Annotated in this window: 14 protein-coding genes; 3 read left to right on the forward strand and 11 right to left on the reverse strand. The window is 56.7% G+C overall.

The features are described from left to right. Nucleotides 1-396: 396 nt before the first annotated feature. On the forward strand, nucleotides 397-2,328 hold the full coding sequence (locus tag PO778_RS05980; protein WP_271438932.1) for a site-specific DNA-methyltransferase: 1,932 nt from the start codon (nucleotides 397-399) through the stop codon (nucleotides 2,326-2,328). Continuing rightward, nucleotides 2,321-4,687 (forward strand): DEAD/DEAH box helicase family protein, encoded by a 2,367-nt coding sequence (locus PO778_RS05985; RefSeq protein ID WP_271438933.1) that lies wholly within the window; start codon nucleotides 2,321-2,323, stop codon nucleotides 4,685-4,687. The genes PO778_RS05980 and PO778_RS05985 overlap by 8 nt, the downstream gene beginning before the upstream one ends. A gap of 22 nt (nucleotides 4,688-4,709) precedes the next feature. Here PO778_RS05985 and PO778_RS05990 read toward each other — a convergent pair whose 3' ends face one another. From PO778_RS05990 to PO778_RS06005, 4 genes are all read right to left on the reverse strand, one after another. Further along, the gene (locus tag PO778_RS05990) at nucleotides 4,710-5,633 is read right to left on the reverse strand and encodes a restriction endonuclease (protein WP_271438934.1); all 924 of its coding nucleotides are present in this window, start codon (nucleotides 5,631-5,633) and stop codon (nucleotides 4,710-4,712) included. A gap of 38 nt (nucleotides 5,634-5,671) precedes the next feature. After that, the gene (locus PO778_RS05995) at nucleotides 5,672-6,835 is read right to left on the reverse strand and encodes a site-specific integrase (protein ID WP_271438935.1); all 1,164 of its coding nucleotides are present in this window, start codon (nucleotides 6,833-6,835) and stop codon (nucleotides 5,672-5,674) included. Then, nucleotides 6,832-7,824: a tyrosine-type recombinase/integrase gene (locus tag PO778_RS06000; protein WP_271438936.1), complete on the reverse strand. Its 993-nt coding sequence runs from the start codon at nucleotides 7,822-7,824 to the stop codon at nucleotides 6,832-6,834. The genes PO778_RS05995 and PO778_RS06000 overlap by 4 nt, the downstream gene beginning before the upstream one ends. 704 nt (nucleotides 7,825-8,528) lie before the next feature. After that, nucleotides 8,529-8,750 carry a hypothetical protein gene (locus PO778_RS06005; RefSeq protein WP_034953463.1) on the reverse strand — a complete coding sequence of 74 codons (222 nt, stop codon included), beginning with the start codon at nucleotides 8,748-8,750 and terminating at the stop codon, nucleotides 8,529-8,531. A 343-nt stretch (nucleotides 8,751-9,093) separates the two neighbouring features. Here PO778_RS06005 and PO778_RS06010 point away from each other — a divergent pair, with 343 nt between their 5' ends. Next, nucleotides 9,094-9,357 (forward strand): DUF6437 family protein, encoded by a 264-nt coding sequence (locus PO778_RS06010; protein WP_221572378.1) that lies wholly within the window; start codon nucleotides 9,094-9,096, stop codon nucleotides 9,355-9,357. A 65-nt stretch (nucleotides 9,358-9,422) separates the two neighbouring features. Here PO778_RS06010 and PO778_RS06015 read toward each other — a convergent pair whose 3' ends face one another. From PO778_RS06015 to PO778_RS06045, 7 genes are all read right to left on the reverse strand, one after another. Next, nucleotides 9,423-9,821 (reverse strand): single-stranded DNA-binding protein, encoded by a 399-nt coding sequence (locus PO778_RS06015; protein ID WP_221572377.1) that lies wholly within the window; start codon nucleotides 9,819-9,821, stop codon nucleotides 9,423-9,425. A gap of 270 nt (nucleotides 9,822-10,091) precedes the next feature. After that, complete coding sequence (locus tag PO778_RS06020) at nucleotides 10,092-10,361, reverse strand: hypothetical protein (RefSeq protein ID WP_221572376.1); 270 nt, start codon at nucleotides 10,359-10,361, stop codon at nucleotides 10,092-10,094. A 320-nt stretch (nucleotides 10,362-10,681) separates the two neighbouring features. After that, complete coding sequence (locus tag PO778_RS06025; RefSeq protein WP_221572375.1) at nucleotides 10,682-11,614, reverse strand: DUF2493 domain-containing protein; 933 nt, start codon at nucleotides 11,612-11,614, stop codon at nucleotides 10,682-10,684. A gap of 271 nt (nucleotides 11,615-11,885) precedes the next feature. Continuing rightward, nucleotides 11,886-12,614, reverse strand: a complete 729-nt coding sequence (locus PO778_RS06030; protein ID WP_221572374.1) for an RES family NAD+ phosphorylase — start codon at nucleotides 12,612-12,614, stop codon at nucleotides 11,886-11,888. Then, entirely contained in the window at nucleotides 12,586-12,978 is a 393-nt protein-coding gene (locus PO778_RS06035) for an MbcA/ParS/Xre antitoxin family protein (protein ID WP_271438937.1), read from the reverse strand. The genes PO778_RS06030 and PO778_RS06035 overlap by 29 nt, the downstream gene beginning before the upstream one ends. Nucleotides 12,979-13,002: 24 nt before the next feature. Further along, nucleotides 13,003-13,431 (reverse strand): hypothetical protein, encoded by a 429-nt coding sequence (locus PO778_RS06040; RefSeq protein WP_152434313.1) that lies wholly within the window; start codon nucleotides 13,429-13,431, stop codon nucleotides 13,003-13,005. Between the two features lie 11 nt (nucleotides 13,432-13,442). Further along, a complete protein-coding gene (locus PO778_RS06045) occupies nucleotides 13,443-14,372 on the reverse strand; it encodes an ArdC family protein (protein WP_034953448.1) in 930 nt (309 codons plus the stop codon). Nucleotides 14,373-14,574: the final 202 nt, after the last annotated feature.

Here is a 14,574-nt window from a genome sequence, read left to right on the forward strand (position 1 = left end):
AACTTGAGCGCTTTGTCTAGGATTTGGTAATCCCTGAAAGGTGACAGAGCATCCACGGTGTGCAGCCAACTGAGCATAGATGTTCCAAGCTACGGTAGGAATTGCGCACGCTTTCGTATTCGCCTTACGCACCCAATGATGACGGAAAACTCGTTTACAAGGCGAAGTTTCGGATCAAAAATACGTGCTCGGTAAGAATTGCATCAACTATGGACATCGCAGGCGTTGTTCCCCTATTGTTCCACTGCGGGTGCGGTGAAGGGAGGAAGGGCGGCTGTGAACCATCGCCCAATCCATTATTCCTACGAAAGTGGCTTAACGCTACTACCATTGAAGCATCGCCATGCTAACCAACAAGCTGCATCTGGCGGCGATTCGACGAGAGAATAATGATCAATGACATATGAGGAATTGCCGCGCTCGGCCTTGATAAAGCTCCTGCAGGAAAACGATGCAGCCCTAAAACATGCGGGCAAGGACGGAATAGTCCTGAATTACTCGGGCAGAACCGCCCCATGGCAAATCACGCGTTTGGTGAAGCCAAAACTAAGTGCCATTATCAAGAAATATTCGGTCGGCTCGGAAGCCGAGCAATGCCTCAACGAGATATGGGATGGCGAAAACCTGTCGGCGATGGTTAGCCTTTTCAGGCATCGCGGAAAGGTCGATCTGATCGTGACCGATCCACCCTATAACACAGGTTCTGACTTCCGCTACAATGATCGTTGGGACGAGGACCCCAACGACCCTAATCTTGGCGAACTCGTATCCGAAGATGATGGGTCGCGACATAGCAAATGGCTCAAGTTCATGACGCCACGGCTGTGGATGATGAAGGAGATGCTCAAGCCTGGCGGTGTCTTGGCAATATGCATCGACAGTCGAGAACTCTATCGACTTGGCATCTTACTCGATGAGATTTTTCATGAGGAGAACAGGCTAGCAATCCTCAATTGGCAAAAGACGACTGCTCCACGCTCGGACAAATCGCACGTCTCGACTTCCACAGAGTATGTGCTCGTGTATGCTAAGGATTTGCAGCGAGCTCGCACCCTTTCGGAAGTCAGATCACCCGCGGATAATCGGCGTTATGGCAATATCGACGAAGATCCCAACGGCAGTTGGCGTGAAGGAAATTTGACTGCTCGGAGTGCCTCCGAAAAGGACGAATACGGCATCCAGTCACCTTTCACTGGTGAGGTTCACTATCCCGCCGGACAGGGGTCATGGAGGCACCCGAAGCGAAACATAAGGAAGTGGCTTGAGGAGTGGGGCACCGCTTACGTCGAGAAAGACATTGGGGATGGCCAAGCCCCAGCGCTCATATTGAAGGGCGGAAAGGTTGGCGCGGCTTCGCTCACTGCAAAAAAGCGGGCGAAGAAAAAGCTCGAGGAAGGCCCCTGGCCTTTTCTGTGGTTCGGAATGGATGGTTCGGGGCGGCCTCGGGTCAAAACATACCTTGAGAAAATTAAGAAGGGCAAGGTTCCCGTCACTTACTGGGCTGAAGAAGATGACGGATACCCAGCAACTCTGGATGCGACTTCCTGGGGCTACAAGGAGTCTGGACGAACTAACGATGGAGTAAGTGAACTAACCTCTATTGTCGGTCCGGACCATGGGTTCACGACAGTCAAACCGCTAAAGCTAATCTCGAAAATTATACAGATTTGGTGCCCAATTGATGGACTGGTAATGGATCCTTTCGCTGGCTCGGGAACGACAGCGCACGCAGTGCTTAAGCTAAACAAAGAACAAGGGGCGGACCGCCGTTTCATTCTCGTCGAGCAAGGCAATGACGAAAACAACGATCCATATGCGCGGACCCTGACCGCGGCGAGAGTCAAAGCTGTCATCAAAGGCGACTGGGCTTCAGGGAAGCAAAAGGCACTTGGTGGCGGATTCCGCTTCATCAATCTTCGCAAGGAAAAGATCGACGCAGATGCTGTGAACGCGCTTGCGCGTGAAGAAATGATCGATCTGTTGCTCAACAGCTATTGGGACAAGTCAGAGAAGGCCCGAACCTATCTGCATCGTTATCCCATTGGCGAACACCAGCACCTTTTTGCAACAAACCCGAAGAACGAAGGATTCTATCTGATCTGGGCCGCTCCAGATTGCTCGTCTGTACTTGATCGAAGCACATTCAAGGAGATCGTGCGAGAGGCGGAAGATGCTGGATTAGCTTCAAAATATCATGTCTATGCGTCACTCGCACCCTACACTGGAGCAGGGATAGAGTTTTACAAGATACCAGAGCGAGTATTGGAGCACATAGGATTCAACGCTCGCTCTGACGCCTACTCAAACGAGAAAGCCGCGGATGATTGAGCTTAAGGTATTTCAGAGTAAGAGTTCAAAGCTCATTTCCGATCGGTTTGGGTTCTTTGCAAACCATGTGGATCGTCCGAGCAAAGGACAATTACCTCGTCCTTTCTTTCAAGCCCTTTCTGCTCTGACTGGAGCGGGCAAAACCCCCATCCTGGCGGACGCGGTAACACGGATTCGAGCTCATCTAGGTGCCGAGCCAATCGTCTTATGGATGTCAAAGGCGAGATCCGTAATCGGTCAAACTCATTCGAATTTCTCTATCGGTGGAAAGTACAGTCATCTTATCGAGGACTTCCGTACCGTTCGGATTTCTGACGTTACGCCCGACATGTTAGCTGACGGCTCTGCGCCGCTACTCATCACGACCACTACCGCTCTGTTCAACAATAAAGAGCAGGCGGAGGGCAATCTCCACATTTACAAGACAGACAAAGATAAGTTCGGTGATCTAAGCCCATGGGAGCGCCTCATTCGAAGGGAAACCGATGGGGTTCGCCGACCACTAGTTATTGTCTATGACGAGGGGCACAATCTTTCTGAGCAACAGGCGGAAATCCTTTCGGAGCTCGAGCCGGACGGCTATCTACTTGCCAGCGCCACTCTTCGGTTACCTGAAAATTTCACAAAATCTGTGGTCAATCCCATCCGACTATGGGTCGAAGAGGCTGAAGATGCGAAGGACTTTGCGGCGGTTAAAGCCCTCGGGCCGGATGGTGATCCCGCTCCGGACCTGTTCGTAACAACTTCGGTGGACAGTGATGCCGTCGTAAAAGCCGAATTAGTCAAACTGGCTCTGCAGTTTGATGGCACGACTGCTGCGATGGATCGCGCAATCGACGAGCTGCTTGAACGCCGCGAGATTCTGCAATCCGCGATCGATGAAGAAGGCGCCGACTTAGTCCCTAAGGCCATCTACGTTTGCAAAACGAATATTACTGATGAAGGAACCCAAGACGATCCTTCGTTGCCATTCGCTAAGAGGCAGGCTCCGCCAATTCGCATTTGGCGCTATCTGGTAGAGACGAAGGGCATAAGTCCAACGGATATTGCAATCTATGCGAACCTCAAATTCGAGAAAGGGGCAAAGCCAGACGAGCTTAATCTCTTTTCGAAAGGGGAGAGCGATTTTGAGGACTTTACCAGCTCGGATTTCCAACACATCATATTCAACTTGAGCCTTCAGGAAGGGTGGGATGATCCTTCTTGCTACTTAGCTTACATCGATAAAAGCATGGGTTCGACGATCCAAGTCGAACAGATCATGGGCCGTGTGCTCCGCCAACCAAAGGTCCGACATTACCAAAGCCCGCTCCTCAACACCGCGCATTTTTTTGTACGTGTGGACAGGGAGAGTGTTTTTTCTGAAACTTTGGAAAAGGTCAAAACAAAGCTGAAATCTGAGGGAGCGCCTCTCTCGGTAACCTCAAATTTTGGAGGCAAAGGGAAGGCATCGGAAAGTGTTGAGCCGCGAGATGTCGAAGGTGTCGAGCTACATGAAATCTTCGTGGACTCCGAGGCAGCTCGAAAGAAGATAGAGCAAATTATCGATGACTATCCGATATTTGCTGAGGGAGATTTAAATACAATTGCAGACGCCCGCACCGCTTCTGCGACAGTTGAAGTCGCAGGAAAAAGTTCGGCTGATGGCAAAGTGATCTGGTCTGTAGCGGGACATACGAACCCTGTACGATTGCGTTGGTTCGTGCACACTGCGTTGAAGGCGAGATCGTCTCGTGCACTCGCCATCGCAGACCTCAAAGACCAGAAATTCGATGTTAGGGTGCAAGTTCAGAGCAAAGCAGACAAGCTCGCCGAGAGTCTTGCAAAGGACATCACCGACGCATTCTACTCTCTCGCAGAGCTTGTCTACGAAAGTAGCGCTCCATTCGTTTTTGGAGCAAACCGCGCTGGAAAAGGGGCAGTCGAGTTTTCCAACTCACTCTATCCAAAGTATGCCGGGCTCAATAAATTTGAGCTGCCCTTCGCAACAGCAATGGATGAAACAAACCTGACTTGGCATCGCAACCCAGTGGGCGGCGGATTTTTCATTCCCCTCCTATCCGAGGGCGACACCGCAAAGTTCTATCCGGACTTCTTGGTGTGGAAAGACGGTCTAGTTTACTGCCTGGACACTAAAGGAGGGCACCTATTGACCGACGCGGTTGCTAGGAAGCTTTTCGATATTCAGGAAGATCAACAAACTAAGTTACTGACGCGTTTTATTTCTGAGGGCAAGCAAGAGAAACTGCAAGGAGCGTGTAAAAAGGGAGGCTATACAGTCTGGAAGCTGAAAAATGGCAACCCAACCCCTTCTCATTTTGACACGTTAGCTGATACGGTGGACGCTTGCTTATCGTAACGCTCATCGGAAGGAGACACTCTTATTGATCGTCGAAAAATTCCTCGTCCAGCCGCTTCATCTCGATTGTTCGGCTTGTGCGGACACCAACATCGTGCTCGATCATAAGTTCCGTGAGCCGCTTGCCGTCAAGCAGCACAATCCTTAGTGGCAAGCCTCCAGCATATTCCCACGCATGAGCGCTAAACGTTGATGTGGTTACAAAGACGCCTTTTGTTGCACCCAATCCGGTTAGGCTGCCTACGAAGCCTTGAACCTCGGGTCTGCCAACAACTGACTTCTCGGCGTACCTCTTGGCTTGGACGTAGATACGGTCCAGTCCCAATCTATCTTCATCGATGACACCATCCACCCCCCCATCTCCGGATTTCCCGAGATTACGTGCAGCGTCTTCATGCGAGCCCCCATAACCCATTGCGACGAGCAGTTCGACGATAAGCCGTTCAAAGAAGGCTGGAGACTGGTCCAGAATGCGAGAAACCAAGTCTGACTGCAGCGCAGCCGAAAGGATGTCATGTGCGTTCTCAATTTGCTCTTCTGGAGTAGAACTTGAGCTTTCTAGGCTCGACGACGTTGAATCGACCTCCACACCTGCATCGCCCGTATAACTCTTATAGAACTCCTCGAACTTGGGGATCGTCTTGAGATCGCTGACGCTGAGTGCTGCAGCCCCGCTCTGCAAAATCTCTGTGCCTTGAGGTGTTGCACGGAAAATTCCGCGTTCTGGGGTTTCGACCAAACCAGCCTTCCCGAGGTAAAATTTGGCCCAGTGAATGCGATTATGAAGGGTTCTTTGCTTGCCGCTCGGGAGAAGCTCCTCCCTTTCAGCTTCGCTCAGTCCGAATTCATTCGCAATTTTGTCGGCAGCTGCTGGCACCCTAATCTCGCCATTCGCTGCAAGACGCAAGACGGGCAGCATAAGTGTCTGATAGTCCGGAATGCTCATAGGTCGATCATAAGGAGGTACGCGAGAATTGGAATTGCCTATTCCCCTTCTATGACGGATTCTAATTTCTGCCCGACAACCGTGGCCTGCCGTAGCAATTCTTGGTCGCAGAGGTGCAGATACCGTGCCGTCGATCGAATATCGGAATGGCCAAGGAGACTTCCGATCATCGGGAGAGTTTCTGACGACCGCGCAGCGAGGCTGGCATAATTGTGTCTCAAGTCGTGCAATCTTACATCCCTAAGGTCGGCTTCACTGCGCAATTTGCGCCAGAACCAATCAAGCGCTGAAGCTGGCTGTACGTCGAATGCAAACACACGCTCGTCCTTCCTACCTCGCGGTAAAAAGTCCAGTACCGCCCTCGCCTCGAAGCCTAGCCAGACAATGCGAGGCCCCGTTTTCGAGTCTGACAGCTTGAGCTTTCGGCCCTGGACTTGACCCCATGTGAGGTTGAGAATTTCGCCGCGCCGACAGCCTGTCAGCGCGAGCAGCGATATTGCCGCCACTTCCAGTGGTTTCTCATCACGATGGCTCAAAAGTTCCCGTCCCAGCCGCGCCATTTCTTCGCCGCTAAGAAAACGCTCGATCTTGCGGCCCCTATTCCGTTTGACATCTCGGAACGGGTTTGAATGCTCAGGCAGATAGCCCCAGGCCTCTGCCTTGCCGAACATGGCTTTCAGGATCTCCATCGCGCGATTGGCCGCACCTGGCCCTGCCGAACGAGTCAGCCCAGCATGCCAGCGCACCGCATCGGCGTGGCTGATCTCATCAAGGAACTTTCCTGCGAACGCATGATCGAGATGAGTACGCCGATAAATGCCGTGAATCTCTCGGGTCGATGGCTTCCAGGTCGGTTCAACCAGCTCCCAATAAGATTGCAAAAACGCCGCATAGGTCGGCGTTCTCTTGCCGCGCTGTTTCGTGTCTGCGGGGTTCTGGCCCAACTCGATGCGCAAGATTAGGCGGCGGGCGACATCTTTAGCGATGCGCTCGCTCAGGATAGCCGCATCGCCTATTGTGATGAGCCGCTGTTTCCCGCCCATCGTGCGTTGGAGAACATAGCTCTTGCGGCCCGATGGGTGAATACGCTCTCCAAAGCCCGGTAACAGGTAGTCGAACTTGGAGCGGCGCTTTCCGTCCTCGCCGGGAATGACGCGAGCCATTTCTTCGGCAAGGATGGACTTGAGATCGTGGCTGGTCATGCGGTGATGCCCATTGCCGATGCGAGGTTTGAGCAGATACGGTCGGCGCTTTCCGATATCACTTCGTCAGCAAGATGCGCATAGCGCGCAGTCGTTTCAGGAAGCGCGTGCCCCAACAGCTTACCAATCGTCGCCAAGGGTATACCTTGCGCGATGGCGACCGACGCAAAGCTGTGCCGTAGATCATGAAGGCGCACATCGGGCAACGCAGCCTTGCGCCTGATCTTGTCCCAATGCTGGCCTAGATTGATCGGATTCTCGCGATACATCGTGGGAAAGACGAGCTCATCGTCCCTGCGCCGTTCCAGTTCATCCAACACAGCGATGGCCTGGGGATTGAGAAAGATCGTCTTGGGGCCGGTTTTGCTGTCGGGCAAAGCAAGGCGGGGTGCCCGTACATCGCGCCAGCGAAGTCTCGCTATCTCCGAGACACGCGCTCCGGTATAAATTAGCATGAGCAAGGCTGGGACAAGGAACGGGTTCGCCCCATCGTGGTCGGCCAGAACACGACCCAGCCTGCGGTATTCGTCGGCAGACAGGTAACGCTCCGGCAGGTCACGCTTGAAACGCGAAACGCCACGACACGGATTGCTCCCCGCCGGACGGTATCCGAGCTTCTCGGCATATTGCATCATGACCGACATGATCGGGATGGAGCGATTGAAGCTACCTCCCCTGTCCGCCATACTGTCGCGCCAGCGGTTGATATCGGCGCGCTCGATCATATCGACCGACAATTCCCCGAACTGCGGAACCAACTGTTTGTCGATGCGATAGCGCGATGAGCGGCGGGTCGAGGGTTTCCAGTGCGGCGAATAGTCGAGCCAGAACTCTTCGGCATAATCCGCAAACGGTGGCATCTGTTTCCGCTCCGGCGCAGTCGGCAAATCGGCAAGCGCTGCCTTGATGAGCAATCTGCGCGCCTCGGCGCGCGCGGCGGGAGCGCTCAGCGCACCTGCCGCCACTCCCGCGCTTCCCAGCGTCACCATTCGCTGAACGCCTCGCGGTCTGTGCTTCACTATCCAGGTGAGATGCCCTGACTTGCGCTTGCGAAGGCCAAAACCGGGAAGCTCGGTATCCCATGTGATACCGAGCGGGAGTGATTTCCGACGCGCAACATGGCCAGTCAGTTTGAGCCTGTGCGATGGCCTCCGGCGGGCTACGGCTGTGCCTTGGCTACCACCCGATTGCCCGCATTGGCGCAGGAGCGATGTATCTGTTTTTTCGTGCTTTTCTTCCATAAATGCAGCTTAGGCTGCGTACGGTGTGCCATCCCTCTACAATTGCGCGGGCCGACCCAGAAATGATTGCGGCTCTCTGATCGTGGGGCTTGGCAATCCTTGCCAAAGGAGCGTGAGCAACCTTTCGCACGAACCGGTGCCTGCGAGCGGTCATGTCGAAGCTACACCCTCAACAAGAGGCAGCACCTGCGCAAGAGGGACCGGCAAAGGACCAAGTGTGAAGCGGCGGGAACGGGACCTGTCGGTCCTGCCGCGCGCGCTGGTCCGACCCGGTCGCGGTGCGCAAGTGCGTGCGGGGCCCGGAACAAAGACACCGCGCCCGCAGGAGCACCGCCGCAGGTGGTGCGGGACCGAGCGCGTCACCAGCCCCGCTCCACATCCCGCCCTCCTCTTCCACCAGCGAACACGAAAAAAGGGCAGGAACCGTCACCGGCTCCCGCCCTATTGGACGCTCAGAACTCGTCGAGCATTGCGCCATGCACCGTGTGCACCACACGGCTGGCCAGATGTGCTGGCAAGGCGTTGTAGTCACCTTCGTCGAGAGCGAAGTATCCAAGGTCGTCATCCTCGACGACGTGCTGGTCGAAGAAACTGTGCAAGGCCCGCTGTTCGGCAGTGGCGAGTGCTTCAAAGTAGCTGTTCGAATTCGATTCAATATTGCCAAGTGTAGTCATGATTTCCTCCTGATGTCTGTCGGTGAGACGACAGGAGGAAGGCGGATGGGCACGGTGCCGGCGGGTCAGGGATCGCCCATAGGGGCGACCGCGAAGCGGCGGTGGGGGCAACGATTTTGTTGGACCGCAGCGCAAGCGAAGGGGAGTCAAAATGGTGGGGCCCCGCCGTCCTTGACGCGTCGGTGCCGGGCCCGTCATCCTTGAAAGTCCGTGAGCCAGGCCCCTCCCCCGCCCGATAAAAGCGCCCGTGCCAGTCATCTGCAAAAGGACTTTCCTACAGGGTCTGGCCTGTTCCATTGGAGCCCGTGGGAGGAACGCGAAAGGGGAGTAAGGACGAACTCCAATGCCATCGAAACGAAGCGCTGTAGCTGCACTCCAGAAGCTGGAAGCCGACCGGCTGGCACTCGACCGGCGTCAGAAAGAACTCGAGAAACAGGCTGCTCTTGAACTGGGCAGCGTAATCCTCGGAACAGGCCTTGAAACGTTTTCGAAGAAGGGCCTGGCAAGATTGGCCGTGGAGCTCGCAAAGCTGGGAGAGGACGAGGCGTTAAAGCGGCTGGGTGCTTCTATATCTTCTCCTCGCCCTCAACAAACGTCTGTGAAGTAGAACGAGGAAAGGGGTCCTGTCCAGCTTGGACAGGACCCCTTCGGGAGGGAGATCGACGGGAGAGTTCAGTCGATCTCGGGAGCATCCTTGTTGTCGTCGTTCTCGCCGGAGCCGTTGCCATGGGAGAGGAAGTCGACCTTGTCGGCGAGGATCTCGGTGCCGTAGCGCGTGACCCCGTCCTTGTCTTCCCACTGGGTATAGTGGATGCGGCCCTGGACGGAAACCAACTGGCCCTTGGTGCAGTACTGCCCGACGGTCTTGGCGAGGCCGTTGAAGCAGGTCACCCGGTGGAACTCGCTTTCCTTGGCGGTGTAGCCGTTCTCGTCCTTGTAGGTCTTGCCGTCCTTGTCTCGCGCAGGGCGATCGGTGACGACGGTGATGCCGGTGACATTGGTACCGCCCTTGGTCTCGCGGGTGTCGGGATCGCGAGCGATGCGGCCGGTGAGGATTGCGATATTGGTCATGGGTGTGTTCCTTCAGTTCCTCAAACCGGAGACCATCTCCGGCTTGCGAACATGCAGAAGAAGCAGGGCATGGGAGAACTGCACCGCAGGCCTGAAAGGCCGAAGGGAAACCTGTTCATGACGGGTGGTGCGGGCAGGCAGCGCAGCTGCCAACACGGCCGTCAAAGGAACGGGTTGCGGCTCCTCAGCTGACCTGGTTCAGGACTGTTCGCGAAGAAAGCCGGATGGGTATCGGGTGCGGGTCTGAAGGGTCACATGATCCCGCTGCATTCAGCTTTCGCCGTCGCTTTCCGATGCTGCCAGGAGATCCATCAAGTTGCGGGCTGCTTCCCGGTCTTCCTCGTTCTCGAACGCCACGTCGAGGTCGGGGGCAGAACCGAACATGTGCAGGAACGACCACAGTGCAAAGCGCTTGCCCCTGTCCTCTTCGAGGCCAAGGTCGACCCGGCAATGCTCAATCCCGGCTGCCAAAGTGTCGGGTGCTATCTCAGCCATATTGGTCGAGGCAAAGTAGCGAACGAGAAGATCATCGAGTTGCATTGGAAATCTTGTAGCGTGGCAAATCAGATGCGGGAACGATAAGTGCCACACCGCTGCAATAAACAAGCATATCCATCCACAAGGGAGTAGCTTCAGAGGCGCTCAGATACGCAACGAAATTGTTCGAAAGCGTATCTATTCGGGCCTGTCGTTACTCTACAATCGACTCAAAGAGATTAAGTGCTATGTCAGCTTCGCGACCCGAAGGGCTCGGAGCAGCAATGCAATGAGTTCTCTCCTTATGGGCGGCTCCAAATGGGGCCGCCCTTTTTTCTGGTGACCGGAAGCAAGCGCGAAAACGCCGAGCGGGCCTCGCACGCTCACCCGGGACAGCTGCCTAATGGCCCGCGACGATCAACAACCGTGATACGCTGCTTCTTGGCCTCGATGACAAGGCGTTCGGTCACGCCATTGCCCGGAAATGCCACCACGTAGCGAGGGTTAAGACCGAGCATTAGCTCGTTGCGCTTGAACCCTGCGCGAGCCCCGAGACGGCGTTCAAGCCCGAATGTCAGTTGCTGCACTTCGTGACGCTCGGCCCAGGATGCGGCCAGTCTGTCGGCTCCCTTGCCGTCGCCGCCGTGCACGAGAAACAGGTCAGGAACAACCTCGCGCACCCTGTCGAGTGTAGCCCAGATGTTGGCAGCGTAGGTCTTGGCCTCGGCCTCGCTTTCGAAGCGGTTGCGGCCACCGGCGAAAACCACCGGAGTACCCTCGGGCGAATGTGCAGCCTGACGGCGTTCCTTGCGCACGCGCAGGAAATCACGGGCATCGATCACGGCGGAAGTCAAGTTCTTGGAATGGCGCGCACGCGATCCCGAAACGGGCTTCCACGAAGACCCGGTTTCGTCTCGGTAGAGCCCTGCTGCAACCTCGCGCATCTGCTCGAAGGCCTGCATGCTGGCTTCAGCCGACTGCGCGCGCAGGGTCTGCTCCTCAAGGTTCGACGAATGCACCTCGGAGCCGTCGGCGGATGCCAACAGGGCACGGATTTCATCCGAGGCCCGATCCACCTGGGCCGACTTGCGGCTGGCAGCGCGGTGGAAGAGATTGACGAAGCCCCAAGCGAGATCTTCGGCGTCGGCTTCGAGCGCGGTGTCGGCGAACAGCGCAAAGAGATCGGACCATACCGCTCCCAGCGTGTGAGCCATGGCATCCTCACATGGAAAGTCGCATTCGTTGAAAGGGGCGGGCGTGATTGAGAAGCCGGATAGATCGAGGCCCGCAAGCTGGCTGGCGAAACTGTCATACATATCGGTAGTCCTCCTGAGACCGGCGAATGCCGGCAGAGGAATTTCCGCGCGGGCCTGTTCGCCGTGCCCGACAAGGACCGGGACAAGGGAACGCCGCACCGCGACAGCGGGAAACCCCGCAAGGCAAGGCTAGCGCGGGCCACACGGGCCGCAGCCTTGCGCGGGTTGCGGTGGGACCTGACCGGTCCAGGGCACGAGGACCAGCGAACAGGTTCGTGCTGGATAGTGCCGGGGTGGTGCTGGAGTTGTCTCGGAGGAGTCCCGGATCGACTCAGGAGCGCTCTTGGAGGCCAAACTGCACCGGCGTGAAGGCGAGCACTTCCGCGTGCGGGAAAGCCGCGATCGCAGTTAGTCGGTCTCCCTCGTGACGCAAGTGCCACCCCCGACCGTGATCTGGTTCCGACTTCGCAAAGCCGGCCGGATCGAGCAATGCCAAGTTGATGCCGTCCGGGTCACGCGCGGAGCATGCCCGAATGGCCTGACCGCCCGCTTCGCGCACCGACGCAGCAAGGTCCTGGCAGTGCGAGTAGTTGTCCGGGTCAAGCCATCGGTTGGCATCGACCTTAAGCGGCGCTCTGGTCGTATCTGTCAGCCGCGTGACCGATATGGGCACGGAAAAGCTCAGGTGCTCGCTGGTCCGATTGCCCGGAACGAAGCCCGGCGAGCGGCTGTAAAACTTGAGCCGCCAGTAGGCGGTTTCGGTAATCGCAGTGCTTTCGGCTTCGCTTGCGTAGAATATCCCGGGCCGCTCGTTCGCTCGGCGAAACCGGCTGGCAACCGTGTGGCCATAGCGAAAGGGTGAAGCAAGGAGATAGTGCAACCCGTGCGCGGACTTCGGCAAGTCCGGCTTGGCGCTATCTGCCAGTTCTTCAAGCCGCTGTTGCTCGCCAAGGTCGGAGGTCAATCGATTGGTCGAGATGCGATGCTGTGCTTCGACTACCCGCCATACCGTCCGGCGGTAGCGGCGGAACTCAGACGCGAGCGCGGTGGGCGTCCACATAGTCGCAAACGGTGATGAGACCCTTGAAGCTGTCGACGAGATCGATCGGACGCGCATCGAGATCGAGATTGGCGGTCGTCAGCCACGCGCGCGCAGACATGTCGTCGCTCCCGAGCAGAGCGTCGAGCGAGCGGAACAGTCGCAGGAGGAACTGAGCAGCTTCGAAAGACTTCGATTGAGGGTCGAGCTGGGCCTTGCCCGAGCGCAGGCGTGAGGCGGTCGATTCCGATACACCGAGGATTGCACCAAGCTTGGGATTGGTGAGGCCCCAGAACTCGGCGATGCGCGCGATAGCAGAGGTGAGGACCTTGCCATCGTCGGGCTGCAATTCGAGTGGCTTCGTCGCCATAGCCTGTCCTTTCATGTGCAAGATATACACAATTGTCCCTCAAATGCAAGATTTCTGGCGTTCGAAGATCGCCTCTCCGTTCGAGAAACGCCCGACCATTTTGAGTTCGCCGAACATTCGTTCGAAACGCGGCGCCACTTGGGCGATCCAGTGGCGCGCACGGGCCGCGCGCGGGTGAGAGAAGTCAGCTTCCCAAAAGCGAGCATCATCGCGAGGGGCGAGCCAGATCGCGGCAAGCCCGCAATAGGTCGATATCCCGCAATCGGCGAAGGCGTTGCGCAGAAGGATACGGTCCTCGCGACCGCGCCATCCATCGAAGGTCTCGAAGGATGGAAAGGCTGCCTTTGTGGTATCGATGATCTCGTCGACGAGGCACTCATAGACCCAGTCCGCATCGTCGTCTTCGCCGTCATCGAGCAGGCGAAAGGCTACCAATGAGCCGGTCGGATAGCTGACGGAACGTCCCATCTCACCGCTCCTTAGGCTGCACTAGCCAAATCGACGTCGGTCTCGCCTTCAGTTGATTGGAATTCACCCAGTTCGAGCAGCAAGGTGGCTGCCTCCTCGGCCTTTGCTGCCGCGGTCAGGATCGCGCGCTCGTCCGATTTGAGGATCTTGAGCCAAGACGCGATATAGCTCGCATGATGGTCGAGGTGGGTGACCGGAAGGCCCAGTTCAGCGCCAAGAATGGCAGACGATAGCTCGGCGATCAGTTCTTCAGCGGCATAGGCATCGCTACCGAAGCGGTTCTTGAGATCGCGATCGAGCCGCGAGGAATGCCCCGTCCAGTGCGACAGCTCATGCGCGAGTGTCGCATAGTAGTGGTCATAGGCTTCGAAGAGTTCAACAGGCGGCATGGTGACGCGGTCGCGCAGCGGCTCGTAGTATGCTTGCGCGCCGTGATGCCGCAGGTTTGCCTCGATCCGGGCGAAGAAGGCATCGAGCCGCTCTTCGCGGCCTTCGGGCTCAAGCGCGGCAACCAGAGGCTTGGGATGGTAGAATTCGGAAAGGCCATCGCACTGGTCGGCGTTGAATACCGAATAGGCCTTCAGCACGCGACGGTTCTCCGTGTCCTGCCCGCCGTCAGCGGTTTCAACTTCCTTTGTGTAGCTCTTGTAGAAGATCGCGATGGTCGACTTCTCGCCTTTGCGGACCTGACCACCGAGCTTCTGACTCTGGCGGTATGTCATCCAGTAGGGAGAGGTGTATCCGCAGGCATCGGCCACCATACACAACCAAAAGGTGTTCATGCCGCGATAGGGCGTCCCGCAGCAACGCAAGGGGCGCGAAACCGGCAAGCCACGCCACGGCTTGACCCAGGGCTTGGTGCCCTCTTCGAGCTTTTCAATGATGGCGGCAGTGATGCGTCCGGCTGGAGAAACTGAAGCGGTGCGGCGGGACTTGGTCATCGATCGTCTCCTGATCACCGGAACGGACGTGTCCGGGTTCAGGAATCAGGAAGCTCACTCTCCTCTTAGCTTCGATGTCGGCTTTGCGCCCCAATTCTGGTCGTAGGCCGCACATTGCAAGGTGCCCGAAAGCGGACCGATTGCTTTTCTGATCCGGCAGGCTGCGCCAATTTTGAGTGCTGGGTGGAAACCCGTTGGTCTG

The sequence above is a fragment of the Pontixanthobacter luteolus genome (assembly GCF_947494915.1).
GTDB lineage: Bacteria > Pseudomonadota > Alphaproteobacteria > Sphingomonadales > Sphingomonadaceae > Pontixanthobacter > Pontixanthobacter luteolus.